Raw genomic sequence first — 25,673 nt, 5'->3', positions numbered from 1 at the left:
TTTGTCAATGGGATTTATGCTATATCCGCACCCTAAATGCGTAGTGCTATAGAAAAGATCAAAGGATGAGAAAAGAGGTTGATAAGGGGCACGGAAAGATATGTCTCTGTTTTCCTAAATTATAAAATAGCTAAGTTATAGCAAAAAGTAGAAGGTAGATTATTGATATAGCAGTTGTCAGGACGGTTACGACATTCTCGCACGTTTTACATTTAATCCGTGGTCCAAATGTACGGGGGCGAATGGCCACTTGCTTCTATTTAGAACTTCTGAGTTTAGCTATATTCCTAAATTTAGGCTTTTCTAGAAGTCCTAACCTTTGTAGCTACTGCTATAAATAAACAGCTTTTTAAGACAACAAAAAAATGTAAATTTACCCTTTGTCAACATTTCCCCACTTTCTTTGTCCTTTTCTACGACCTATGGAGTCAAATAAAAGGCAAAATGGTCATACTCTGTCCATCAGGTAACCCTTTGGACATCAACTCCCTAAATTTCTTTTTCCTTTAACAATATGTCTGAGCTTCCTTTCACCCTAGACCAATTACGCATTCTTAAAGCGATCGCTGCTGAAGGTAGCTTTAAACGAGCTGCCGATAGTCTATTTGTTTCTCAACCAGCAGTTAGTTTACAAGTGCAAAACTTAGAACGACAGTTGAACGTGCCTTTATTTGACCGAGGTGGTCGCCGGGCACAATTAACTGAGGCTGGTCATCTATTACTTACTTACGGTGAGAAAATATTGTCTCTTTGTCAAGAAACTTGCCGGGCGATCGAGGATCTGCAAAATCTCCAGGGAGGTACATTAATTGTTGGTGCTTCTCAAACTACTGGTACTTATTTACTACCCCGAATGATTGGAATGTTTAGACAAAAATATCCTGATGTAGCTGTGCAGCTACACGTTCATTCTACTCGTCGTACTGCTTGGAGTGTAGTTAATGGGCAAATAGATTTAGCTATTATTGGGGGCGAAGTTCCTCCAGAATTGCAAGAGTCTTTAGAGGTTATACCTTATGCTGAGGATGAACTGGCCTTAATTTTGCCTGTGTCTCACTCTTTGGCAGAAAAGGAGACAATTCAAAAAGATGATTTGTATCATTTAAAATTCATTACTTTAGATTCTCAATCTACTATTCGCAAAGTAATTGATCAAGTATTATCCCAGAGTAACATTGATACTCGCCGTCTAAGAGTGGAGATGGAACTAAGTTCAATTGAAGCAATTAAAAATGCGGTTCAGTCTGGTTTGGGAGTAGCTTTTGTTTCTGTTTCTGCTATTGAAAAGGAATTACAAATTGGGGTTATGACTACAGTAAAAGTAGACCAGATAGTTATCAATAGGATATTATCAGTAATTTATAATCCTAATCGTTACCGCTCTAAAGCAGCAGAGGCTTTTAGTAAGGAAATTTTGCCTTTGTTTTCTACTTTGAATTTTAACCCTGATAATATTAAGCCTTTATCTAAAGAAATACAACCTATAGAGGTAGTAACAAATAATGTTAGTCAAACTTGAATAACTTTTGAATACCAGTAACAATTACTGTTTTATGTATTTATTTACTATTCTTATAACTTGAACTATTTTTTTAACCTTGATGATTTTGTTAAACGGAATAATGATAGGGTAAAAATAAAAAAGTTAAGATGGTAAACAAAACTATATTCAGTAAATATGAATAGGTCTAAATGTTTGTATTGACTCAAAAACTGATATGAGTATGATAACTCATTCAAGCTTAAAGTAAAGAGGGAGTTTTACTTTTTGGTTAACTTCAAAGGTAATTCAGGAGTTGCTTAATCAGAAAAAACTGGACGTAGGGTAGCATCTTATAATTGTAGTAACACGGCTATTAAATGTATGGTGACTATATTAGTAGTTTTAAGTACTTCTGATACAGGTCGTCGAGAAATTTAGGAGATGGAGTAATAGGGTTATCTCGTTTTTTTTGGCAACAGGTACGCCTAGTATTATTATCTATGTATGGAAAGTATTTATAGAGATTAATATTAAACTATACCTCACTCTCCTCAAGTGTGCTGCTATAAATTTACATATAAAAACAGTTGAAGGGTTTGCTAGATATCCCTCACAAAATAAGAAAAAACCTGCTCTTAAACAGTACCTATGGGACTAAGAACTTACATTTTGTCTCTTTGTCGGTTTATTTGTGATTTTTTTGACTTGATTTATGATGCTATAATCGGCAGTAAACTAATTCTTTTCTTAACTTTTTTTTCCATATTTAAAGATAAAAAATACAATCATGATGATTGCTATTGCTTCTACTATTTTTGGGTTTTGCTAAAATATAAGTTTATTTAAAAAACAATAAATATTTAAAAAATATTAACCCTCTTTCATTACATTTTTGGGTTTTGTATTCCTCTAATACTTGCTAATTAATCAGTTCATTTTTATCTAATATATTTATCCCTAATATAAGTATATTGGCTTTATTTTTTTCGATAACTATAATTTCTGCTATTATTTATATTCGATAACTATAATTTCTGCTATTATTTATATCTGACTTTTAACCTGATATTTTATTTTATTTGGTTTGGCTAATTTCTAGGGTTTTCTTACTGTTTTATATTTACGATTTTATATGTACTTAATTTCTGGGATTGGATGATAGAGAATGTGATGTTAAGTTGATTATATTACATTTTTATAAATGCATTATTTTGATTTTATTCTCGTTCCTAAAGTATTGAGCTATTTAATGTTATTTGGTTAAATATCCTCAAAAATTTGATGTTGGTTTAGGGCGAGTAATATGAACTTCCCAGAATGCTTTTAATACTGCGAAAACTTCACGGATAGAATAACGTCTCATAGAATCATTTCTAAACTTTCCCCAGTCTGGCATACCTAAACCTACAACATCTACTCCTAATTGACGACAAGTATAAACTGCACGAGGTAAGTGATAGTTTTGAGTTACTAAAACGGCTTGAGTAATACCAAATATTTCTTTGGCACGATAACAACTTTTATAAGTACTAAAACCAGAAGAATCTAGAATAATATCTTCAACAGATACACCATGATTAATTGCATATTCTTGCATTGCTTTTACCTCATTATAATCAGGGGTACTATTGTCGCCAGTCATCAAAATTTTTTGAATACTACCAATATTGTATAAATTAATTGCGCCTTGTACTCGGTCAGCTAACATTGGTGTGGGAGTACCATCTTCCCAAATTCCGGCGCCAAAAACTATGGCAATAGCTTTAACTGGAACTTCTTCTGAATTTTGATAGCAATAGTTGCTTGTTGTTACTTTGATGTAAAGGTTTAAAGATAGGGTTATTAATAGTATTGTTAATACTAAAATCCACAAATTTAAGGGTTGATTAAGTGAAAAAAATTTAGAAAACATAGATAATAATTAATTCTAGAATAAATACTTTCTAGATATTTTTATTGATAACTTATTTGTTTGCTAGACCAACAGCTTCGGAAATGGAGTTTAATCCATGTTCATCTAGCTTTTTTAGTAATCCTTGGAGAATTTGTTTGACTATTCCTGGTCCTTGATAAACTAATCCTGTATAAATTTGAATTAAACTGGCACCAGCAGTAATTTTATTCCAGGCATCTTCTGAAGTGAATATACCACCTACCCCAATAATTGGTAATTTTCCTTTTGTTTCTTGCCAGATAAATTTAATTATTTCTGTTGATCTTTTGGTTAATGGTTTGCCACTAATTCCACCTGCTTCTTCTATAATAGGTTTGCCTGTTGCTGGAAGTATTTTAGTTGTTAATTTTTCACGATTAATAGTTGTGTTTGTAGCAATTATACCAGATATTTTATATTCTTTAATTAGGTCTATTATGGCGGCGATCGCTTCATTTTCTAAATCTGGTGCAATCTTAACTAAAATAGGCTTTTTTCTTTCATTTTCTCTTGGCAAAACTTCTAAAATTTTACTTAAACTATCAGTGTTTTGCAGGGAACGTAACCCTGGGGTATTAGGAGAAGATACATTTACTACAAAATAATCTCCACAATTTTTTAATAGTCTAAAACTTTCTAAATAATCTGTTGCTGCTGCTTCTAAAGGGGTGATTTTAGATTTACCAATATTTACTCCATAAGGAAAGAAAAAAGAATTTTTTTTGTTTTGAATTTGGAATTTCTTAGCTAAGGCGGCAGCTCCTTTATTATTAAATCCCATTCTGTTTAAGACGGCTTTATCTTTTGGTAAGCGGAATAATCTTGGTTGCGCATTTCCTGGTTGTTGATGGAAGGTAACTGTACCAAGTTCAGCAAACCCAAAACCTAGTTGAGGCCACATATTAATTGCCTGACCATCTTTATCATATCCTGGGGCTAAACCTACTGGGTTTTTAAAGTTTAATTCCCATAAGTTTTGCTCTAGACGAGTGTCTTTAAAACAGAATAATTTTTCCATTGTTGTCCTAATACTATTTACTAGTTGAGAGTCGGAGTGAGTATCTATAAAACTGAGCATATTTAGGACTTGATGATGTGCCCATTCTGGATCGGCTTTTAAACCGGAAAATATAATAGGAAATAGGACGGAACGATAAATATTTAACACTTTATTTTTAATGGTAGTTAGGGTTGACAAAAAAGGTATTTTAGTGAGGTTGGGAAATAGGGATGTAATAATTAAAGTTTTATGGAAAGGTTTGTCGGTTTTGACTTATTAACATTTCTGATAATTACTTACTAAATTATATTCTTAATTCTAAAGGGTTACAAGTGTTTATTTTCGTGATTATTTTAATTATGCAAAAATTTTAACTAAATTGCGGTGTTTGATGATATTTGGAAAGGTATGAGCGATCGCTTATCAAAAAAATCAAAAAATACGGTTTTTTTTTCACTATAACAGGTTCTTATTATGAAAATTCTTTAATAATTCCTAATCTTATCTATTCTGGTGAATTTTTTCGGTACTTAATGGTTATTGGAAAACTATTAAATACATTAAATATGGTGGAAAAATAGAGGGATATTTTGACGAAATAACTATTTATAAAAATGATGATTATAAGTTAGGAAATATTTCTACAGACAAGATGGAAAGTTTTCCTGAATTTGAAATAAGTTAAACTACCAGGATGTCTTTTAATTCTGGGATATTTTTTTTTAATGAATAATATTTTAATTTTTAATATTTCAAAATAAACAGGCTTCTGCTCTAGATACTGAGAATAAAGCGATTAAATTTTTACTGAAAAAATTAATGGTAAGCTAGTTACGAAATAATTGCAAATATACCTATTGAATATAATTAATTTAACTACAATAGTAGATACTCTAAATTTAGTTTATTTTCTCAAAAATTGTTGATAAACTTGAGTTTGAGGATGCAAATTATACAAGCTGTATTATCAGAAATTTCAGTGCCTATTTTTTGTTTTTTAGGAAATATACTGAAATAATATGACAAAATAGAAATTTAGATTTTTCAATTAAGCTGTTTTTGGCTCTAATTCCACTTTGTTTTTCCTAAATTGTACTTTAGCGGGGTCTAATTGCGGGGATATCCCAGTTATGGCTAATACTTGTTTAATATTCTAAAACATTTAAAAATTTAACTCCTACTTTTGGTAGGTTGGTTTGGCTCTGGCTTCAAGCCTTTAGTATAAAGTTAAGAAGGAACTAATTAATTAAAAAGTGGTTAATTTAAAAAAGTTGGAAGATTCTATTGTTTTAATTGCAAGTGCTAAAGATAATAGAAAAAATGTTATTGGTACTGGATTTATATTTCATAAGGAACAGAATTGTACTTATCTACTTACTTGTGCTCATGTTGTTGAGGATGTTGGTGGGGCAGACAACATAAAGGTAAATAATATTCCGGCGGAAGTTATAAAGATAGGAGATATTCAGGGTTTTGATTTAGCTGTTTTAAAGGTGAATGAAAGTTTTTCAGCTCCATCTTTAAGTTTAATGATTTTATATGGAGAGGAAGAAAAAAATTTGCTTGTGAAAATTCCTGGTTATTATCTTTGGGGTCAAAATAATGCACTTTGTCGTCAAACAATAAAAGGAAGAATGACAGTAGAGGTTGATGGAGAAAGGGCATTTCAATTAATAGAAAATATGCCAGAAGATGTGGCGGTTGAAAAGTTAGAGATAGAAAAAGGAAGTCTCCGTTCAGGTTATAGTGGTTCTCCTGTTATTGATATTAATACAGGACTAGTTATCGGTCTAGTTACTCATAAAATTGATGTTGATGGAGTAGGAATGTTTGGTAGAGCAATATCAATAGAGGCTTTAGAAAAAATTTGGTTTGAAATAACTGATGAAGTCTTTAAAAAAATTAAACGAGAATCAAAAACAATAGAAGTTTTAACTAGTACAAATATTGAAGATAATTTAGAAAGTAAAGTTACATTATCAAAAGAACTAGACAAGGGAGAATTGTTTACTTTTGCAGTTGTAAGTGTTAATAATTTTGGCAGTATTGTTAATCGTAGTCAAGGGGGTGCTAGACAGAAAATAGAAAATTTAGGTAATGGAATTAAATTGGAAATGGTTTATATTCCTGGGGGTACTTTTACTATGGGTTCTCCTGAAAGTGAAGTGGATAGCAATAATAATGAACGGCCCCAACATGATGTAACTGTCCCTAACTTTTTTATGGGCAAATATCCAGTTACTCAAGGACAGTGGAAAGCGATCGCCTCCTGCGCAGACTTGAAAGTAAAATTAGACCTAGAGCTAGAACCATCTTATTTTAAAGAACCATACCGAAATATAGATAGATGGCAGAGACCAGTTGAGGAGGTTATTTGGTACCAAGCTATAGAGTTTTGCCAAAGGCTATCGAAATTAACAGGAAAGAATTATAGACTGCCCAGTGAAGCAGAATGGGAATATGCTTGCCGTGCAGGAACAACTACACCTTTCTATTTTGGGGAAACTATAACGCCTGAGTTAGTTAACTATAATGACAAATATGTTTATGGTAGTGCACCAAAAGGAGAATATAGAGAACAAACAACTCCCGTAGGCCAATTTCCGGCTAATGCTTTTGGGTTATACGATATGCACGGAAATGTGTGGGAGTGGTGTGCTGATCAATGGCATCGTAACTATAATGGTGCTCCTACAGATGGCAGTGTTTGGCTAGATGGAGATAAAGAGATAACATGTGTGCGGGGCGGTTCCTGGGACGACTTTCCTAATTCTTGCCGTTCTGCGTTTCGCTTGAACTATGTTAGGCGCGACTACCGCTAGGGCATTATCGGTTTTCGTGTAGTCTGCGATGGCGGGAGAACTCTCTAACCCTTTTTTCTTTTCCCCTTTTACCCTTTGCCCTGTTTTTCTTTTTCCTCTTTTGAGTCCGGCTTTAGCGGGTAGAATTTTTTTTAGCAATGTAATATATTTGTAGTACAAAATGAGTAAGTCTCATTAGACGCAAATTATTATTAAGCTAAAATCAAGATTAAATGTTATTCATTTTGGTAATTTTAGTATTCTTAATTTCAGCAAATATTACCATTTTTTATTGACTAATAATTTTTGCTAATTCAACAATTATTATTCCCAGAAAACAGTCAAATATGAGATGTATTGTTAAATAAAAAAAGCTACTTTTTAATAGTGATAAATCTGAATAATTTTTATTCTATATAACTAGGCTATATCTAAGTTTTTATGTTTTAGTTATGTGTGTAGTTTTTTAAGTCATAAAATATTAAAAGTTGGCTGATAAATTATTAATTGTTAGTTATTAATTATTGACTATTGAAATAGAGTCAGATGATAATATTTTAATTAATAGTAATTAGTCAAGAAAAGAAGGTAAGTCTAATGGAAGGAATTTATCTGATGATTCTGAGGCTAAATCTGTTGGAGCTTAATTATCAGACTATTGAAGAAGAAAATATTCAAAAATTGAAAAATTTATGTAATGGTTTTGGTTTGACTAAGAACTAGAAAAACATGGTTTTCTAAAGCAAGTTGAGATTTATTTAAAGGCTTTATAGTCTGTGAAAAATTTGTTTTTGAGTCAGTTATAATAACAATTTATGCTGATAGAATAAATATTCATAGTTCTGCTTTGGGAATATAAAATATATTCTTAGTTATAATTTTTTTATGATAATAATTTCTATTTTTTAGTCTGTACGGCCGCATATTTTTCTGAGAATAAAACGAGTTTAAATGATATTAAAATACAGATTTTTTGAAAATACAAAAAAATCAGCGATCGCAGCACAATTTTTACATTCAAAACCACAAATTATTATGGTTTTTAAGAGTTTGATAAATTTTAGTTTTTAACGATTTTAAAACTTTAGACCGCAGTATTTCAGAATGATTTTTACTATTAAAAAATAACTATTAACACCTTGGAAGTATTTTAATTGTAATTAATTATTCTATTGAATTTAATGATTTTTTTTAACTATGCCATCACCATTTTTTTACATTTAATATTTGAAGTATTTTTTGCTGTTAAAAACCTCAGAAAAAAAATCTAGCGATCGCTGATATATTATTAAGAGTCTCAATCAAAAATTATTATATTTATCGGTGATATTTTAATCAAAAATTATAACTTGAATCTCTTTATTTCTATGATTTTATTATTCTGGTAAAGTAAAAAAGAGTTTTTGAGTGTTTACTAAAAAGGTTATTTCCAAAAATTCCAAGAATCTCAATTGAAAGGCGATCGCAACTTTTTAATTAATTCTAATTCTAGGTGTTTTCGCAATTTTCTATCAGCAAGAATATTAAAACAAAAAGCAGAAACTACTGCAACTTTCATCTGATATTTTCTATGCATTTCGATGTAATTTAGTCGTTAGTGAAATCAGAAATTTGTCTGAAAAGCCTCGTATTTTGGTAATTTGGATGTATGTATCAGCTCTGAAGCCGGAATAAAGAGAATTGTTAATTGTAGTTAGCGTTGGCGGAGGATAGTGGTTGCAGCTATATCCCTCACCAAATAAGTGCTATTTGTGATCATGCTCTCCGTAAAACATTAGAGGTTTTCAGCTTGAGTCTACTCATTTAACAGAACGAGAACACCTAAGTAAAATGATATTTTTATTAACTTGACAGCAGTTTTCACATTGGTAGACCAGAGTAGGGGCGTTCCATACAACCTAACTAGATGCAACCTCCTGACAAAATTTTGGTGATGGCGATGTAGTTCATAAATTTCAAAAGCGCTGTAACATTTTGCTGGGTACATCAAGTGAGTGCGTAACCAGATAAGCCTGGTTTTCTGTTAGTCAAAAAACATGGATATCAAGCTAAAAGTTAGGACAGCTTTTACCTGATGCATAAGCTCCGAAAAGAAATATCAGAGGTTGGTGACAGTTTATTGACAGAAATAAATTCTCAACTTTTGTCACCAAAAAAACCAAGTTTAAATTTGGCGACAGTGGCTAACTTTCACCGAGAACTCCTGCCTAGAAAAATAAGAGGAAGCAGGGTCAAAATTTTCATAATTCTTCGGGAAGCGATCGCTTGTTCGCAATATTACTCTTAGGTAACTGATAGCAACAGGTTGAATACCTTCAAGCCTTTTCGAGTCTTGTACAAAGTCGCCCTCAAACAGTCCGGTTTTAAACCAAATTTTTCCATGAAAAAGGAAAACCATACCAAGCAGAATTAGAAATATCAGCAGCAAAAACACTTAAATAAGGAGACCAAAAATATTTGGAATTTATAGGTTTTAGGCAAAACACCCGATGACCAGTTACTTGCATATAAAGTTGTAGCTGTGGCAAAAGATAGGGAGTGTTAGCACCTGCTGCCACCAGGATGAAAACATTAAAAAGTATTTTCCTCTCTAGTTTTCAGCTATTGTAGCTTTCCCTTTTTTTTCTACAATAAAAGTTTTTGCAGTTTCCTAAACTCACCCCCTAACAAAAAGAGAAAAAATTAACCTAATAACCAGAAGTAAGTGATCATCCCTAATGACTATCGAGCATTTCAGAGACTTGAACCATATTACCTAATGGCGTCTTTAGCTCAACATATCTCACTCAAAAACCCTATTTAGACACAGCATCACAGTTAGCCAAATACCACCGCCAAAGTAAATTAGTTCCTTTTGTAATTCCAATACGAGTTGTTTGTACTATTTGCAAATTTTTTTCAAACGAAGGCGATCGCTGTTCCAACCACATAGGTTGTCCTGCTCTCAAACGAGAACCATTTAAATTCAAGTCTATATTAAGCAGACGACAAAGCTTACCAGGTCCCGCAGCCAAACGAGAAACTTTAGGTTTTGATTTTTGTTTTGGAATATGCTCCCATAACCAATTTGGCACAGACTCTAACTGTAAAGCCCGAATTAAAACAACACTAGGTATCCCATCAATATCTGTAACAACATTTAGGCAGTGGTACATCCCATAAATGAGAAAAACATAGCTTATTCCCGGAGGACCAAACATCACCGTATTTCGTGGAGTACGTTTGCGATAAGCGTGACAAGCAGGGTCTCCTGGGGCATAGGCTTCGGTTTCTACTATTGTGCTACGGATAATTTTTTCCTCCGATATTCGTCGCACCAAAGTACAACCTATTAATTCTGGAGCAACTTCAGGTGATGGGCGTTCTAGCCAAGTATTTTCTATAACTTCATTGTTTGCCATTAAATACCTTACCAATATTATTCATAGAGACAGTCGGTAAATACAGTAAATTCTAACTTTCTATTGTACAAATATTAATCATCAAACCTTTGTTGTATGAAGATATTGCTCGCCATAGCGATACCTCACTGTCAATAAAATTCCCACTATTTTAGTCAAAACTATCGTCTTTTACCTCATTATCCAAAACAGCGATCGCCTTTCCCCAGAGAATTTTTTTAATATTCAAATTTCCCAACTTTTACTTAACTATAAAAACTCCGATAAACATTAAGGTATGTGCATTCCTTTATTTCAGTAGGAATATTGCACACAACCGTTATTAAAAACCTATGATAATCTATATGAATCTATGATTATCTGTTCTATTCCTGCTTCATTCTGGCAACGTCGGCGTTATCCAGTCCACAAGCTGTCACGGTCGAACTGACCGCCATAGCTAAATTTAACGCTGTATTCAAGTCTCGGTCGCAACTGAATTTGCAATGTTCGCAATTGAAAACGCGCTCTGATAACAACAGAGATTCTTTAACAGTTCCACACCTACTGCAAGTTTTAGAACTAGGAAACCATCTATCCACAATGGTTAACTTAGAGCCATACAGTTGACATTTGTACTTTAATTGTCTGCGAAATTCGTAAAAACCCATATCGGCAACAGCCTTAGCCAGCTTGTAATTTGACATCATTCCTGATACATTTAGGTCTTCTATTACTATTTGACTGTGGTTTTTAGCCAAATAAGTAGTTAGTTTATGCAGTGTATCTTTCCTGATGTTAGCTATTCTATTATGTAACTTGGCTATTTTGAGTTGCGCTTTTTTCCAGTTAGACGAAAATTTCACTTTATGTCGGTTCAAGTATTGCAACCTAGAAAGTTTAACTTCTAAATTTCTATAAGATTTTGCACCAGGGAATACCTCCCCAGTTGATAGGGTAGCTAGTGATTTCATACCCAAATCTACACCAACTACATCAACTGATTTCTCAGTGACTATGGTTGCTGTTTCTATCTTGAAACTGACAAACCATCTATCAGCTTTTTTGCTAATAGTTACAGACTTGGGAGTGACATTATCTGGCAAAATTTCAAAGGTTTTCACCCATCCAATTCGAGGTAATTTAATCTGATTAAAACCGACTATAATTGAACCATCCAAAGTGAAACTATCATCCCTACCTTTTTTCTTGAATTTAGGTTGAGCAGACACTTTAGTTAAGCAACGTTTCCAAGCATTGGATAAATGCCTCAAAGCATATTGAGGTGCTGTTTTAGATACTTCGTAATACCAATAGCTATTAGGTTTAACTATTGCTACTAAAAGCTTATGCAGGTCGATAGATGTGGGAAATTTAAGTTTACTATCAGGATTATTGGAATTGTGAGTAAGGATATTTCTAGTTAACCATAAGCCCCAATTCCAAGCATGACGTGCGACACCAGCGTGTTTAGCTAGTAAGGTTTTTTGTGAGTTATTTGGGTAGAGTTCTGTTTTAAATCCTAGTAGCATGATTATCAGTTTTTCCCACAACTTGAGCGACTTCCTCAAGTAAACCCAGTAATAGTTTTTTATGTTTTTTTGATCAACAACCATAAAGCCTAGCTGAAAAAACTGTGATTATTTCTAGTACATCTTGAGCTAGTTCTTCTTCAAAACTTGGTTGTTCACCTTTGTTAATAATAACTATCTCAATTCCCTAGAGTTCGCAAAAAGAAAAGACTAATTCAGCACCAAACCTTAACAATTTATCTTTATGGGTTAATACTAATCCCTTAGTTTGCTTTCTTAAGATTTTTTCTAATAGTTTTTGCAATCCCTTTTTGCGATAGTTCATGCCAGAGCCTAAGTCTTTAATTACCTCAAAGATCCACCCTTTGGCAGCACAATAAGTTTCTAGCATTGCCTGTTGCCTTTCTAAATCTACTTTTTGGTCGTGACTACTGACTCTAGCATAACAAATAGTAGGACTGTCTCCATCTCCTAAATTGATAAGTTTAGAGGAATCATAGAATCTAGTTCCAGCTTGACTTTTTCGGTCTGGTATCAGCTCTCCAGATAATTCCCATTTTCGGAGCGTATCAATGGACACTCCTAATAGTTCTGCTGCTGCACCTATCTTAATGAATTTATTAGTCATCATCATAAGTTTTACAAGACAATCATAGATTATAAAAGATAATCATAGATTTTTTTCAAGCTGTTATTTACCCTTGTACATATTAGTAACTCCGGAAATACCGAATAGAAAACAAAAAAAACAACCGTACCTCAGTAACTTAAGCAACCTTCCCTACAATATCTGTGACAAAAACTTGCGGGTACGCTCCTCCTTAGGGTTTTGGAAAAACTCATCTGGAGTCGCCTCCTCTACCAATAACCCATCCGCCATCAAAACAATTCGATCTGCTACCTCCCTAGCAAACCCTACCTCATGAGTCACCACTACCATAGTCATTCCCGAGTCTGCTAAACTACGCATAACATCCAAAACTTCCCGTACCATCTCCGGGTCTAATGCTGAAGTTGGTTCATCAAATAACATAATTTTGGGTTGCATCGCTAAAGCACGAGCGATCGCCACCCTTTGTTGCTGACCTCCCGAAAGTTGACCAGGAAATTTTTTCGCCTGTTCCAAAATATCAACTCTTTCCAAAAGTTGCATTGCCACCTCTTCCGCCTTCACCTTTGGCCATCGACGGACCCAGATAGGAGCTAAAGTAACATTTTGTAAAACTGTGAGGTGAGGAAATAAATTAAACTGCTGAAATACCATCCCCACTTCTCGTCGAATAGCCTCAATATTTTTCAAATCGTGGGATAAATTAATACCATCAACAATAATACTACCCTTTTGAAATTCCTCTAAAGCATTAAAAGTACGGATAAAAGTCGATTTACCAGAACCACTCGGCCCCATAATTACTACTACTTCCCCAGGTTTTACCGTGAGACTTACTCCACGGAGAACATGAAAATTATTGCTGTACCATTTCTGGACATCTGTAGCAATAATTCCTATATTAGTATCCATTGGTGTTTCAGTTTTTTGTGTTTCTGCTTGTGTCATTTTCTCTTATTAGCTATAGATTAGATTTAGAAAAAAAGCCCAACTTTAATCATATCTGCTTAGGGTTTATTCAAAAAAGTATTTTTAGGAAGTAGGGAGTACAGAATAGTTAGGAAAAATAGAATAGAGCCAGAATAGAACGAGTAAGAAAAAACATTAATAAAATTGAAATCTTTTACAAGTAATAGTTTTGATTTCAACTAATATCCAATAACTATAATTAATTCGTAGTATTTAGTTTTTTCTCCAACTGCCGACTACCTACTGACATAGCATAACAAACAATCCAAAAAATGATACCATCAAATAAATAAACCTCAGCATAATCTCCTAAAAATTCAGGTTGAGCTAAAATAGAGCGACTAATACCCAACAACTCTACTAATCCCACAATTGATAATAAAGTAGTATCCTGAAATAGACTAATAAATTGACCAACAATAGAGGGAATAGCTACTTTTAAAGCTTGAGGTAAAACAATTAATCCTAAACTCAATGGAGTATTTAAACCTAATGCTTTTGCCGCTTCACTTTGACCTCTTAGTACCGACTGTAAACCACCCCTAACATTCTCTGCTAAATAAGCAGCACTAAATAAAGTCAATCCTAAAATTGCCCGAAAAATTCTATCAGGTCGCATTCCATCTGGCAAAAATAGAGGAATCAGAATTTGCCCCATAAATAGAATTGAAATTAAAGGTAATCCACGAATAATTTCAATATAACCAATAGAAAAAATTCTAATTACTGGTAATGTACTTTGTCTGCCCAAAGCTAATAAAACCCCTAATGGAAAAGATAAAAAAATGCTAACTACAGCCATTAATACAGTTAGCATTAAACCACCCCAGTCATTTGTAGAAACAGACTTTAGACCCAAACCGCCCCCAATTAACCAGACAATTAAGATAAAAGCAATCAACCAATAAAAAGATAGATATTTCCCTAATTTGCTATTTTTTATGCTTAATTTTTTTCCACTCCAGGCTGTAGCAACAACTAAAATTACCATCCCTAATAGTAATAGTTTAAAAAATACATTTACTGGGATAATTAATATAATTACAGGTAAAAAAGCGATGCCAATTAAAACTGGCAACGTAAATAGTTGAGCTGAATTTCTAGCAATAACTCCCCAAGAAAAACCAAATAAACTAGAAATTATTCCGACTATTACCCAGATGCGCCAATATTGGTCTCTAGGATATCTACCCACCATTAATAATGGCAAGTTAACTTTTATAACTTGCCATTCTGCTTCTGTTTTTGCCCAGGAAATAAAGTTAATTACACCCCATAAAATTAGGCTGAATAATATTAAGCTTAGTAGGGTGTTGTACCAGGTACTAAAAAAATTTTCTCTGAGCCATTTGATGGCATTATTTTCTGGAAATGGTGGAGCATAGAATTCATTTGTATTAATTTTTTTCATACATTCATAATGGTACTTTGGCAAAAAATTATATTTGAATACTATCAAACTTTTATATAATAATTGTTTGACATTTAATCAAGCTATTTCCTGAACTATCTAGGTTTCAAGTAAGTAATAATTACAAACTTTCTTTACCCCAAAATATTAGTCATAAGCATTTTCCTGCTCTTAAAAATGTCAAAGTACTAATAATTATGAAAAAGTAGGTTATTGCGTAGGCTAGTTTGAGCAACCGAAACCCAAGATTTTCAGTAATGGTTATTATACCAAGAGTGAAAAAAGAATACCTAACTTGAGTAAAACTTCAATTATTAAGTAATTAACATTCTACCAATAACTTTTTTGATAATTAGCACTCTAAAAGCGTATTAATTTTATAAATTTTATACGGACATTACATGCCACATCCCTATCTATTCTTCTGGTTTCCCTTTCTGGGAGATATTCAGAGTTAGTTAGTCTCCACGGTCGGAGTTAGGGCTGAGTTCCCTACTCAAGAAAATGTAACAAACATTTATTAAATCAACATTATATCAAAGGGAATAAGAAAAACTCTTGTTCTCTATTTAATTTTTCTGTATTGCCAAATCTACATATTTCCTAACTAGAAAAAAGTTAATGTAGCAGTATATTTTGAAATTAGCATCCAAGCTTTAAGCCTATAAAATCTTCAACTTTTACTTTTTAGTTTCTCCCTCAACCTATGCTTTATAAACTTATTTATTAACATATAAATTGATAAAATATAGGATTTACGAATTTGCTATTTAATAGATATTTTGAGATATAAAATATATTTCATTAGAGCAATTTTTATGAATTCATACTATTTACTTAATCAAAAGTTACCTTAAGTGCTGTAGTATTATTATTTACCTATTATAATTAGGACTTGTTGAATAAATTTATCGGTAAAGTTAGGAGGTAAGTCAACAGAATCGAATTAATAAATAAAAGCACAGATAAATGGAAACTACAGAAAATATATTCGGAAGTATTTTCTTTTAATTTTTCTGCCTTGAATAGCTTCTTCAAAATTGATGCTTTTGAGGAAAATATTGGCAAAAGATTGTGCATTTTTCCCACAAAACAAAGCACTTAGTAATATTCAAGTAAATACTTTTATTTTTCTCAGCTAACTCTAATTATTTTAGCTCACCGGAAGGTAAATAATGTAGCTTGTATAGAGCTAGACTTCTATTAAATAATTAATACAAATAGAATAACCTTTTTGCTCTATAAATCATGTTAATTATGCTTATTTTGTAAGTCTTAGAGACCTTATATACTCACCACCAATCTGCCTATCATAAAATAGTTTTAGGAATTCCTGATTATGGATAGCCCTTAGAAAGATTATAGATTAATTGACTTTTTAATTTGATTATCTTTCTTTTAATTGAACACTTTTATTCAAAAAATTCATAGATAGAGAAATTATCAAATTTATGGAAAGATAAACCACCATAATTAAAATAAATACTTCTATAGGACGACCTGTTTGATTATAAGTAGTATTAGCTACAGCATATAAATCTGGATAACCAATAGCTATTGCTAAACTAGAGTTTTTAGCTAAATTCATATATTGACTATTTAATGATGGAATCATAACCCGTAATGCTTGAGGAAAAATAACTAACCTCATTACTAAACCAGGCTTTAATCCTAAAGATTTAGCTGCTTCCCATTGCCCTTTTGGCACTGCTTGAATCCCAGAACGAACAATTTCAGCAATAAAAGCACCCGTATAAAATACTAATCCTACTAGTAAAGCTGAGATTTCTAGTGTTAAATTTAATCCTCCTTTTGTACCTCCTGTTTCTGTTGCTATAGGTGCTTGCCAACCCAAAGCAAATATAATAATTAATAGCTCCATAATTCCTATGGTAATTATAGCTATAAGTTGTGGTTGACCAGATGCTGCTTTTTCTGTCATTAATTTATTCCGCCATTGCCAAATAAATATAGCAGCGATCGCTCCTAAAAATAAAACTATTAACCATAACCAAACATTAACAGTATTTTCCGGCCAAGGAATAGCTATTCCTCGTTTACTCATAAATATTGGTCCTGGTAATTCTAATTTTTCTTGAGGTAATGGTAGATTGAAAAAAACGGCAAAATACCAAAAAAATAACTGTAATAATAGGGGAGTATTTCTAACAACTTCCACATAAACTCGATTCAAATTCCGGAGTAACCAATTCTCAGAAAAACTAGCGATACCTGCTACTATTCCCAGTATTGTTGTCAAGAAAATTCCTAAAATCATTACTCGCAGAGAATTAAATAAACCTGCTAATAATACTTGAATATAGGGGTCACTTGCTTCGTAAGGAATCAAACTTTCACTAATACTAAATGCAGCTTCATTGTCTAGAAAACTGAAGCCAAACCTTGTGCCTTGTTGTGCTAAATTGCGGCTGAGGTTACTAATCATTATAAATACAACCACAACAAAAATTATGATAGCTAAAACTTGCAAGGCAACACGCCAAAATCTATCATCTCGCCATAGGGGAATTTTTTGATTTTTGTCGTCAATCATCTTTTAGGGATATAATAAATAGTTAAACAAAAAGTAGTGTAGATAGTAAATATTTCTCATTATATCTAAGCTATGCATTACTCTTTTTATAAGTCAAGAGTCACCAACTAGAATCAAGTTAAAGCAAATGCTTTAGGGAAAAATTTAGTTTAAAGTATTGCCCATAACCGTGGGAATCTCTAGTTGTTTTTTTTTAAATTATATGTTATAATATAAGTAAACTAATAAATAGCAGTCCGGTAGTTCAAGACAAAAAATAGACCCATCAAACCTAGGGCCAATATTTATTCTAGCCAATAGCCAGATGAAAGTAGCATTCTGATTGAACGCGGAGGTAGTGCTAAGTATAAAAAAGTCAAGAAAATAGCAAAGTTTTTAAGAGAAAATATATCCACTTCTGCAAATAATTTCTATTCAATGTCCTGCCAATAAATTTTTATTCTCATCTACATTAATCAAAATAATTGATTATCAAACTGGATTTGTATAAACGTAAGATAATTTAATACTATTATTAATAGCTTTATTATTAATAGTTTTATAGCCTAGGTATCTTGCCTATTCTTTATATTTTTAGGTAGCCACTTATATTCATCTCGTGGTTTAGCAATACTCTAAAATACCGCCTTGCTTGATTATTGATCAAATATTTTTGGAGGGTGGTTGTTCAAAATTGCTATGACAAAAATAACTTCTGAGTCCTGAATTTATTAATAGATGATCTATCATAGTGATCATTAATTAATTCCTAACTTAATCCAAAATCTATAGAGACCAGCTAAACTTATTAAAGATTTGGGAAATTGAGCTTAGGTTAACTCCCAAATCTTTACTTTTTTTGATATCTAACGGAATGGAGGAGAATAAAGCAAACCACCCTTCGTCCATAAATTATTCATACCCCGAGGTAACTTAAACTGAGATTCTTCTCCTAAGTTACGATCATAGACTTCAGCGTAGTTTCCAACATTCTTAATTACTCTATAAGCAAAATCATTGCTTAAACCCAAACCTTCACCCAGGTCTCCATCTACTCCTAAAAAGCGCCTTATAGTAGGGTTATCAGAATTTTGCTTCAAGTCATCTACATTTTCTTGAGTAATACCTAACTCTTCAGCTTCTATTAAAGCATAAGTCACCCATTTAACCACGTCAAACCAAGCAGAATCATTATTTTTTGTGACTGGACCTAAAGGCTCTTTGGACATAGTGACCTGTAGAATAACATGATCATTTGGACTTGGTAGAGTACTACGACGACTCAATAATTGAGACTTATCAGAAGTCATCCCATCACAACGCCCTTCAGCATAAGCTGCATAAGCTGGGTCTGCTTGTTGAAACGTTAATGTCTCAGCTGTCACATTTCGTTGGCGGAGATTATCTGTTAAGTTTAATTCTGTAGTTGTCCCTGCTTCGACACAAATTGATTTGCCTTGCAAGTCCTCTAAAGATTCAACTCCACTATTAGCACGAACCATCATGCCTTGACCATCATAAAATGTAGTAGGGGCAAACTCAAGACCAACAGTAGTATCTCGACTAACAGTCCATGTTGTGTTGCGAGAAAGCATATCTACTTCCCCACCGTTAAGAGCAGTAAAACGCTCCGTTGAATCTAAGTTACGATACTCTACTAGATTTGGATCATTGAATAATGCCGCCGCTACCGCCTTACAGATATCTACATCTATTCCTGAGTAGTTACCATTCTTGTCTACAAAACTGAATCCAGGAATACCACCTTCTACACCACAGATCAGTTTACCACGATTTTTGACAATATCTAAACGACTAGTGACTTGTTTATTTTCCTGAGTAACTTCTTTTTGGTCTGATGTACCTTCAACTTCACAAGCTGTAATTGGTATTATCATCAACAAAGCTGCTATTATAGACTGCCATTTTTTCATAGTTAATTATGATTTTTTTGTTTTGAGAAAAATAACCTACTTAAAGCTACCATAATCTGAAAATATATTAACTTGATGTAGCTCTTAAAATTGCCTAGTCATATTTCCTGGTTCAAATAAATGTAGTTATGCACCTTTGATACCTCTATATAATTTGGGCTATCATACTTGGCGATCGCTTCTGTGAGTTAAATCAACTATTATTCTAAGTTTTTGCTGTTGACTTAAAGTTCAGCATAGTAAAAATAGCTAATTAGGTTTACTTATTATAATTACCTTCAAGGTCTCGTCTATTATAGTTTGACTTTCAACCTCAACATAGATATTATAATAATGGTGAAGTCTTAGTTCCTAAACGTTCCTCAGCTAAATCCCGAATTAAGGATAATCGAGAGATAATATATTCATTCATTAAATCTGCATCTCTACAGTTTATGCCAGTTCTTGTTTTTAGCTGTTTGATTAACCACTGAACTAAGGTAGCATCATCTAGTGATACTAAGATTGTAGCTTGGGAGTTTTCTATTATAGACCAAAGCTGACGTAACATTGTGGGAGTCATATAACCTCCATATAAATTTAATACCCGTTTTTGCTTAGGAGATTGGCATTTCTAGTTATCAGTAACAACTACTGAAGCCTGAGGCATAGAATACATAATGGCGAATATTTTTTTTCATCCCCTTAAAAGAGGAAACTTGAGGCCTTATTTTTTTGCCAAGACTAATAATTAGAGTGTTTCTCTATACATATATTCCTTAAATCCTGTATTTCCTTAACTATTATTTTACATTTATTAAATAATAACTGAATAGTACTCAGAACAGATAGTATTAAATAATAAGTTATAGTTATTACTGATATCTTTACAAAATGATGTAGTTATTTACTTATTTATAATGGGACTTAATTATGTAGCCCATATTAAAAAAAATACTTTGAGTATTTTATTTTCCTTGGCAGTAACAACTAAAAGTTATCAGGTAGCACAACTGGTGGAATATCTGATTGAAATCCTGGAATAACAACAAGTACGACATGACAGAATCATAAAACTCCACCCAAACTAGGAAAAATAGCCTAATACATGGCCAACAGTTTTTCCAATCTTAAATGCTGTGGTCGTCAATTCCTTGAGTCCCCTAAGAGTCAACCCTATTTACCAAAGATAAAAGAACTGTGTCTAGAGATGTATCCCAATGGTATGGGTTGACGAGTTTTCCAAAGAGTAACAGAGGTTCATCATACAACCATGATCAAATGGATTAAAAGATGCAGGTAAAAATTACCAGATCCCCCCGAAGAGAAAGAGACACCTAAAATAACTGAAATTTATGAGTTACATATTTTAAGGCCATAATAAACAAAAAGTTGGGATTTAGAAACTAATCAATCATGAGAAGCTAGGCAAGGAATATTATTATGGACTTTAGGCGATGTGCTTAGGCAACGCTACCGCGTTTCATGTAGCTCCGCGAAACACAGCAGCAAAACCTTTGAATATTTGTGGTTAATAATTTAGGTATTAGCATAGCTTTTGGTATGTAAGTGATGGTTATTCTGTATAGCCCTGCTTTATTCCTTGAGAGTATCACTGAGTCAATAAAACTTATATGACCAGGGTGAAACGGGAAAATAATCGACTCCTACATTATTGGGCTTGCCATCCCATACAAAACCCTTTGTTAGTCTAAGTAACTTGAGATTTTCAAATATTCTATTTGTCTTCTAATGTACTATCTAAAGTTTTATACTCTTCCTACATCAGGGTAGATCATGACTAATGAGCAACGCCTAACTTCTGGTACTTTTTGAAACTTCTTAATTTAGCTATGAGCAGAATTTATGTCAATGCTTTGAGAATTAATCAGCAAGCCCTACTTACATGTATACATATATATATTCTATGTGTATGTTTTTTTTGAGACAATAGTATTGTTGTGTATAACTTATTGATAAACTTTTTGTATTCTATCCAATTCTAAATCAGAAAGATAATCGACACACCAATTAGCTAAACGTTGGAGCATATGGAATGGATAAGTATGAGCAACAGCAACTACAGGCATTCCTGCTAATTTAGCTGCTTTAATTCCGGGAAAAGTATTCTCAATTACTAAACATTCTGAAGGTTTTAGATTAATATCTATATATTGTTGATTTAAAATATCTACCGCTAACAAGTAACAATCAGGTTCTGGTTTACTTGCCTTGATATCATCTCCAGTAATAGTTACTTTAAAAAAATCAACTAAATTAGCTTTATTTAATACTAATTCTACATCCGCTCGGACAGCACCAGTAACCAAAGCGATTTTCAGATCAGTCTGAGAAAGCTGAGAAATAAAATCTATTGTATCTGAATAAATTGGTAACTTTTCAAGACTTTCTAACTGTTGTTGATAACTTAGAGTTTTGCGTTTGATTAATCGCTCCAAATACTCTTGCTTAACATATCTACCTCTATGAATCAATAGATCTTCCAAACCAGCTTTATCGCTTCTTCCTAAACAAAACTTCTGATATTCTCCTGCTTTAAGTAGTAGATTTTCCTCAAGCAGTAATTGTGCTATTAATTTTTCGTGCAGAAAATCATCATTAATAATTACACCATTAAAATCAAACAAAACAGCTTTAAGAGTCATAAATTGTTAATTTATCTTGTTAAGTAGAATTATCAGGCGTTACACTGAAGTTAATGAGTCTTCAACATTTCAAAAATAGGCTTGCTTTCCTAATTATTCTTGCTGTACCTTACAGGCAATGGAAAGTACTATAAATTTTGTCCCTCAGCTTACATAATAACTTACCTGTAAAAAATTAGCGGTAAAGTCCAAGTAGTTTCTAATTATAGCAAATATTTATCATAGGTGCCAATTGTAATAATAATTAGGAGCATAAAAATAACCACTACCATTACCCGGATTTTGTACATTTATGGTTTACTTGTGGCATGCTATTTTGGTCTATATCCAAAGGTGGCTTAATGGCACAACTAACCTGATACAGCCAGGATATATCTAGATAGCGACAATTGAGAGTGAAAACTGCATCAAATCCTGCCGCTCCTCATTAAGCTTCAATTGTACCTCTAGTATAAGACTTAATGTAAGGTTTCTTAAAGATTTCTGTCAACCACTCAGTTTGTCGCAAGTTTTTTTTGGTTACCATCAAGAATAATAACTTGGCCTTTAACTCTTAAAACCCAAAAAATTTTCTGCAATATAACTCTTGATACCTGTGCTAAAGTCAAAAAGAATCCTGCAATATACTTTAATATTTGATTACACAAATTAATATACTTATAAATATTGTAAAAAAAGCCTGAAGCCAAGAAAATTTAACAAAAAAATAATATTACTAATTTTTACAACACATACACTAGGATATTTTCTTTTGTAAGGCTTTTTTAGCGATTTTGGTAACGTAAAAAGTTACAGCAACTGTGGCTATTAAACCTACTCCATAGAGAACCCATTCTGTGGTGGTGCGCGATCGCTCTTCTGTACCCAAAGTTGCCAAACTACCAGCCAAGGATCCCAAATATACATACATTACTGTTCCTGGCATCATTCCGATCCAAGATGCAAAAAAATAGTGTTGTAGAGAAACTTGAGTTAGGCCAAAAGCATAATTAAGCAAGTTAAAAGGAAAAATGGGAGACAAACGGGTTAGGCCAACAATTTTCCATCCCTCATCGGCTACAGCTTTGTCAATGGCCTTAAATTCTTCATTTCCTTCAATTTGTTTGTAAACCCAACCCCGTGCTAGATAGCGACCGACTAAGAAAGCAAAAGTTGCACCTATAGTTGAACCGATAGAGACGTAAATAGAACCAAAAAGAGGGCCGAAAAGGAAACCTGCACCAAGGGTTAGTAGTGAGCCAGGTAGAAATAAAACTGTGGCCAAAATATAGATAGTAATAAAAGCTATCGGGCCCCAGGGGCTAAGTGTATCAATCCAATTTAAGGCATTTTCCAATAGTTGTTGAGCATTAAAAAATTTCTGAGCAATAGTTAAGAGAGTAGCTACTCCAAATATAATTAAGAGGGGTTTGATTAGCTTGTTTAGTGTTAGCTTTTTTTTTGGTGTTTCTTGTATTTCGTTCATAGTATATAAACTTAAAATTTATCTTTATATTAATAAGTATTTAGCATAAAAAAACAAGTCAAAATTTAGGATGAAAGGTAATAAATAATAGCTGAATATTTACTTTGATAACTTATCTGATAATTATATTTGCGATTGGTAAAGGCATTATTTTTTAGTATTACGTATTACTTTATCATATTTTTATGTTATTTTTATTATTATTTATTAAAAAAAAGATACTTTTTATATTCATTTTATCACTTTTCTCGTGAGCTTCCTCATAAATTTTCAGTTTGTCTATCAACAACTTTACTAAATTAGAAAGTCCTAGATATATACAATTTATTCAGTTAATAAATTAGAGTCACTAATTATCAAACCAGGCAATAAAAGGGAAAAAAATCAAGCTTATAGCTAAATAGCTTAATTTTAATTGCTGTATTATTATAAACAAAAAATTATAAAAGCGAAAAAATGGTCAATCTCACAAAAAAACTACTTGAGGCAAAAGACTGGGTGAAAGTCCGTGCTAGTACCGATGCTCAACAATCTTTTCTAACTTGGTATGGTTCAATTTATGCCTTTATTCCAGGGGAACTGAAACAGCATCTTTTTGAAATAGTAGGGATGAGTGTGGCCAGATGTATTCCGAAATCTGAGGGAGGTTGGGATTTTACTTCTAGGGAACTAACATTTTATCTTGACCCTGAAAGAGGAGAAAAGTTGGATACTTGGAAAAATCCTTGGACTGATGAAATTTTGCCTGTAGTTCATGTAGCAAATAATCCGGTACAAGGGTTATTTAAAAGGCCAATGCCAGCATTAGTTAATGAGGAGTTAACGACTTATAAGTTTGACTTATTTTCTAACTATCCTAACCCCCTCGCGGATGACCCGAAGTTTGCTAGATATAGTCCTCAACCTCTCTATCAAGCGACCGAACTATTTAAATTGTCAGTACCTACGGCAGATTTGCAAAATCCTGAGACCACTTCTGTGTCTAAGGTGATGTTGGCATGGGATAGAGTTGGCCCTTGGTTGCCGTGGATGAAAATGGGCGATCGCCTCGGTCATCTAATTTACAGTGCTTGGGGTGGGAAGGTGTCCAGTCTGACAGAATTACCTTTATTAATTCAAAATGAAATTAATACTCGTGTTCCTTTATTTAAAAATGCTGCTAAGTCTCTTTTAGATCAGGAGAATATGAATTCTTGGATTTATTTTAAACAAAATTTTGATGCTTATTTAAAAGGTGAAAAATTTCCAATTTTTCGCGGTTAAAGTTGAATAATAGAAATTATAAAGCATATTTAATTTCCTCGAATATAAAAAAAGTATGGATGCCATAAAGTTAAGTATTATTTGTGGAATATTATTATTTTTATTGTAGTCAGCAACCAATAAATACTAATGTTAAAAATTTGCCTAGCATATAAACGGAGCTGAAATATAATTAATACTTACTATTCCCAAGAGAAAAAAGAATAATTTTATCTTAATTAACTACTTTTAAATTATGGCAAATTCAAAAAAAATCGTTAAAGCATTAATTTATTAGGTCTCACTTTTGAGAAAAGCACTGTAGTAATTTTTGATAAAATTGGTATTAGTAATATTGAAATAATTTTAGCAATTTCTTGCTTATTACTCATCGTTAAAATATTTAATTACTTTATATGCTAATTTCTAGTGATTATAGGATGGTATAGTTAGCCATAGATTATTATTTTTGTGAATAGCTGTGGGGAAAACAGGTTCATTTAACATAAAAACTCAAACAGAAACTATTCAAGGTATTAGTCACAAATTATTGTAAGCACATAGACAAATTAGATGATTATACCTGCACTTTTAGTAATTAAGTAAAACAAAAAAACTTAATATATTGAGGAAAGTAATTTATATGCTATTTGTTTTCCTCTCAACACTAAAAATAGGTTTAAGTGTGAGTTTTCAGCAGCAACTAAAATGAAGGCAAGGGACAGAAAGCAGAAA

The 25,673-nt window shown here is 32.6% G+C and carries 18 protein-coding genes and 1 pseudogene; 4 read left to right on the top strand and 15 right to left on the bottom strand.

The features are described 5' to 3' along the window. Positions 1-514: 514 nt before the first annotated feature. The gene (locus TERY_RS09505) at positions 515-1,519 is read left to right on the top strand and encodes a LysR substrate-binding domain-containing protein (RefSeq protein WP_011611630.1); all 1,005 of its coding nucleotides are present in this window, start codon (positions 515-517) and stop codon (positions 1,517-1,519) included. Positions 1,520-2,753: 1,234 nt separating this feature from the next. Here TERY_RS09505 and TERY_RS09495 read toward each other — a convergent pair. Both TERY_RS09495 and TERY_RS09490 read right to left on the bottom strand, forming a co-directional pair. Next, on the bottom strand, positions 2,754-3,395 hold the full coding sequence (locus TERY_RS09495) for an ElyC/SanA/YdcF family protein (protein WP_011611629.1): 642 nt from the start codon (positions 3,393-3,395) through the stop codon (positions 2,754-2,756). Positions 3,396-3,447: 52 nt separating this feature from the next. Beyond that, positions 3,448-4,584 carry a quinone-dependent dihydroorotate dehydrogenase gene (locus TERY_RS09490; protein ID WP_011611628.1) on the bottom strand — a complete coding sequence of 379 codons (1,137 nt, stop codon included), beginning with the start codon at positions 4,582-4,584 and terminating at the stop codon, positions 3,448-3,450. Between the two features lie 1,085 nt (positions 4,585-5,669). Here TERY_RS09490 and TERY_RS09485 point away from each other — a divergent pair. Together TERY_RS09485 and TERY_RS36655 are read left to right on the top strand one after the other, a co-directional pair. Next, entirely contained in the window at positions 5,670-7,238 is a 1,569-nt protein-coding gene (locus TERY_RS09485) for an SUMF1/EgtB/PvdO family nonheme iron enzyme (protein ID WP_011611627.1), read from the top strand. A 576-nt stretch (positions 7,239-7,814) separates the two neighbouring features. Continuing rightward, positions 7,815-7,940 (top strand): hypothetical protein, encoded by a 126-nt coding sequence (locus TERY_RS36655; RefSeq protein WP_370496947.1) that lies wholly within the window; start codon positions 7,815-7,817, stop codon positions 7,938-7,940. A gap of 724 nt (positions 7,941-8,664) precedes the next feature. Here TERY_RS36655 and TERY_RS36650 read toward each other — a convergent pair. The 13 genes and pseudogenes from TERY_RS36650 to TERY_RS09425 all read right to left on the bottom strand — a co-directional run bounded on the left by TERY_RS36650 (position 8,665) and on the right by TERY_RS09425 (position 23,696). Beyond that, a complete protein-coding gene (locus TERY_RS36650) occupies positions 8,665-8,793 on the bottom strand; it encodes a hypothetical protein (protein ID WP_370496945.1) in 129 nt (42 codons plus the stop codon). 588 nt (positions 8,794-9,381) lie between these two features. Continuing rightward, positions 9,382-9,615 (bottom strand): hypothetical protein, encoded by a 234-nt coding sequence (locus tag TERY_RS32810; RefSeq protein ID WP_155994381.1) that lies wholly within the window; start codon positions 9,613-9,615, stop codon positions 9,382-9,384. Then, positions 9,581-9,775: a hypothetical protein gene (locus tag TERY_RS34920; RefSeq protein ID WP_044136650.1), complete on the bottom strand. Its 195-nt coding sequence runs from the start codon at positions 9,773-9,775 to the stop codon at positions 9,581-9,583. The genes TERY_RS32810 and TERY_RS34920 overlap by 35 nt, the downstream gene beginning before the upstream one ends. A 237-nt stretch (positions 9,776-10,012) precedes the next feature. Continuing rightward, positions 10,013-10,618, bottom strand: coding sequence for a DNA-3-methyladenine glycosylase (locus tag TERY_RS09470; protein WP_011611626.1), 606 nt, complete (start codon positions 10,616-10,618; stop codon positions 10,013-10,015). Positions 10,619-10,983: 365 nt separating this feature from the next. Next, positions 10,984-12,129: an RNA-guided endonuclease InsQ/TnpB family protein gene (locus TERY_RS09465; protein ID WP_044137330.1), complete on the bottom strand. Its 1,146-nt coding sequence runs from the start codon at positions 12,127-12,129 to the stop codon at positions 10,984-10,986. Then, a pseudogene (locus TERY_RS09460) lies at positions 12,113-12,757 on the bottom strand (IS607 family transposase). The gene TERY_RS09465 and the pseudogene TERY_RS09460 overlap by 17 nt, the downstream one beginning before the upstream one ends. A 153-nt stretch (positions 12,758-12,910) precedes the next feature. After that, positions 12,911-13,687 (bottom strand): ATP-binding cassette domain-containing protein, encoded by a 777-nt coding sequence (locus tag TERY_RS09455; protein ID WP_011611623.1) that lies wholly within the window; start codon positions 13,685-13,687, stop codon positions 12,911-12,913. 220 nt (positions 13,688-13,907) lie between these two features. Beyond that, complete coding sequence (locus TERY_RS09450) at positions 13,908-15,119, bottom strand: ABC transporter permease subunit (protein ID WP_011611622.1); 1,212 nt, start codon at positions 15,117-15,119, stop codon at positions 13,908-13,910. Positions 15,120-16,506: 1,387 nt separating this feature from the next. Then, complete coding sequence (locus TERY_RS09445; RefSeq protein WP_011611621.1) at positions 16,507-17,673, bottom strand: ABC transporter permease subunit; 1,167 nt, start codon at positions 17,671-17,673, stop codon at positions 16,507-16,509. An 845-nt stretch (positions 17,674-18,518) separates the two neighbouring features. After that, positions 18,519-19,586: an amino acid ABC transporter substrate-binding protein gene (locus tag TERY_RS09440; RefSeq protein WP_044136647.1), complete on the bottom strand. Its 1,068-nt coding sequence runs from the start codon at positions 19,584-19,586 to the stop codon at positions 18,519-18,521. A gap of 325 nt (positions 19,587-19,911) precedes the next feature. After that, positions 19,912-20,148, bottom strand: a complete 237-nt coding sequence (locus TERY_RS09435) for a hypothetical protein (protein WP_011611619.1) — start codon at positions 20,146-20,148, stop codon at positions 19,912-19,914. A gap of 1,387 nt (positions 20,149-21,535) precedes the next feature. Then, entirely contained in the window at positions 21,536-22,231 is a 696-nt protein-coding gene (locus TERY_RS09430) for an HAD-IA family hydrolase (protein ID WP_011611618.1), read from the bottom strand. A gap of 736 nt (positions 22,232-22,967) precedes the next feature. Beyond that, positions 22,968-23,696 carry a VTT domain-containing protein gene (locus TERY_RS09425; protein ID WP_011611617.1) on the bottom strand — a complete coding sequence of 243 codons (729 nt, stop codon included), beginning with the start codon at positions 23,694-23,696 and terminating at the stop codon, positions 22,968-22,970. Positions 23,697-24,152: 456 nt separating this feature from the next. Between TERY_RS09425 and TERY_RS09420 the strand changes: the two genes are divergently transcribed. Next, positions 24,153-24,959: a DUF1838 family protein gene (locus tag TERY_RS09420; RefSeq protein ID WP_011611616.1), complete on the top strand. Its 807-nt coding sequence runs from the start codon at positions 24,153-24,155 to the stop codon at positions 24,957-24,959. Positions 24,960-25,673 lie beyond the last annotated feature (714 nt).

Source organism: Trichodesmium erythraeum IMS101 (genome assembly GCF_000014265.1).
Taxonomy (GTDB): Bacteria; Cyanobacteriota; Cyanobacteriia; order Cyanobacteriales; family Microcoleaceae; genus Trichodesmium; species Trichodesmium erythraeum.
This window is presented reverse-complemented; position numbering and strand designations above follow the sequence as displayed.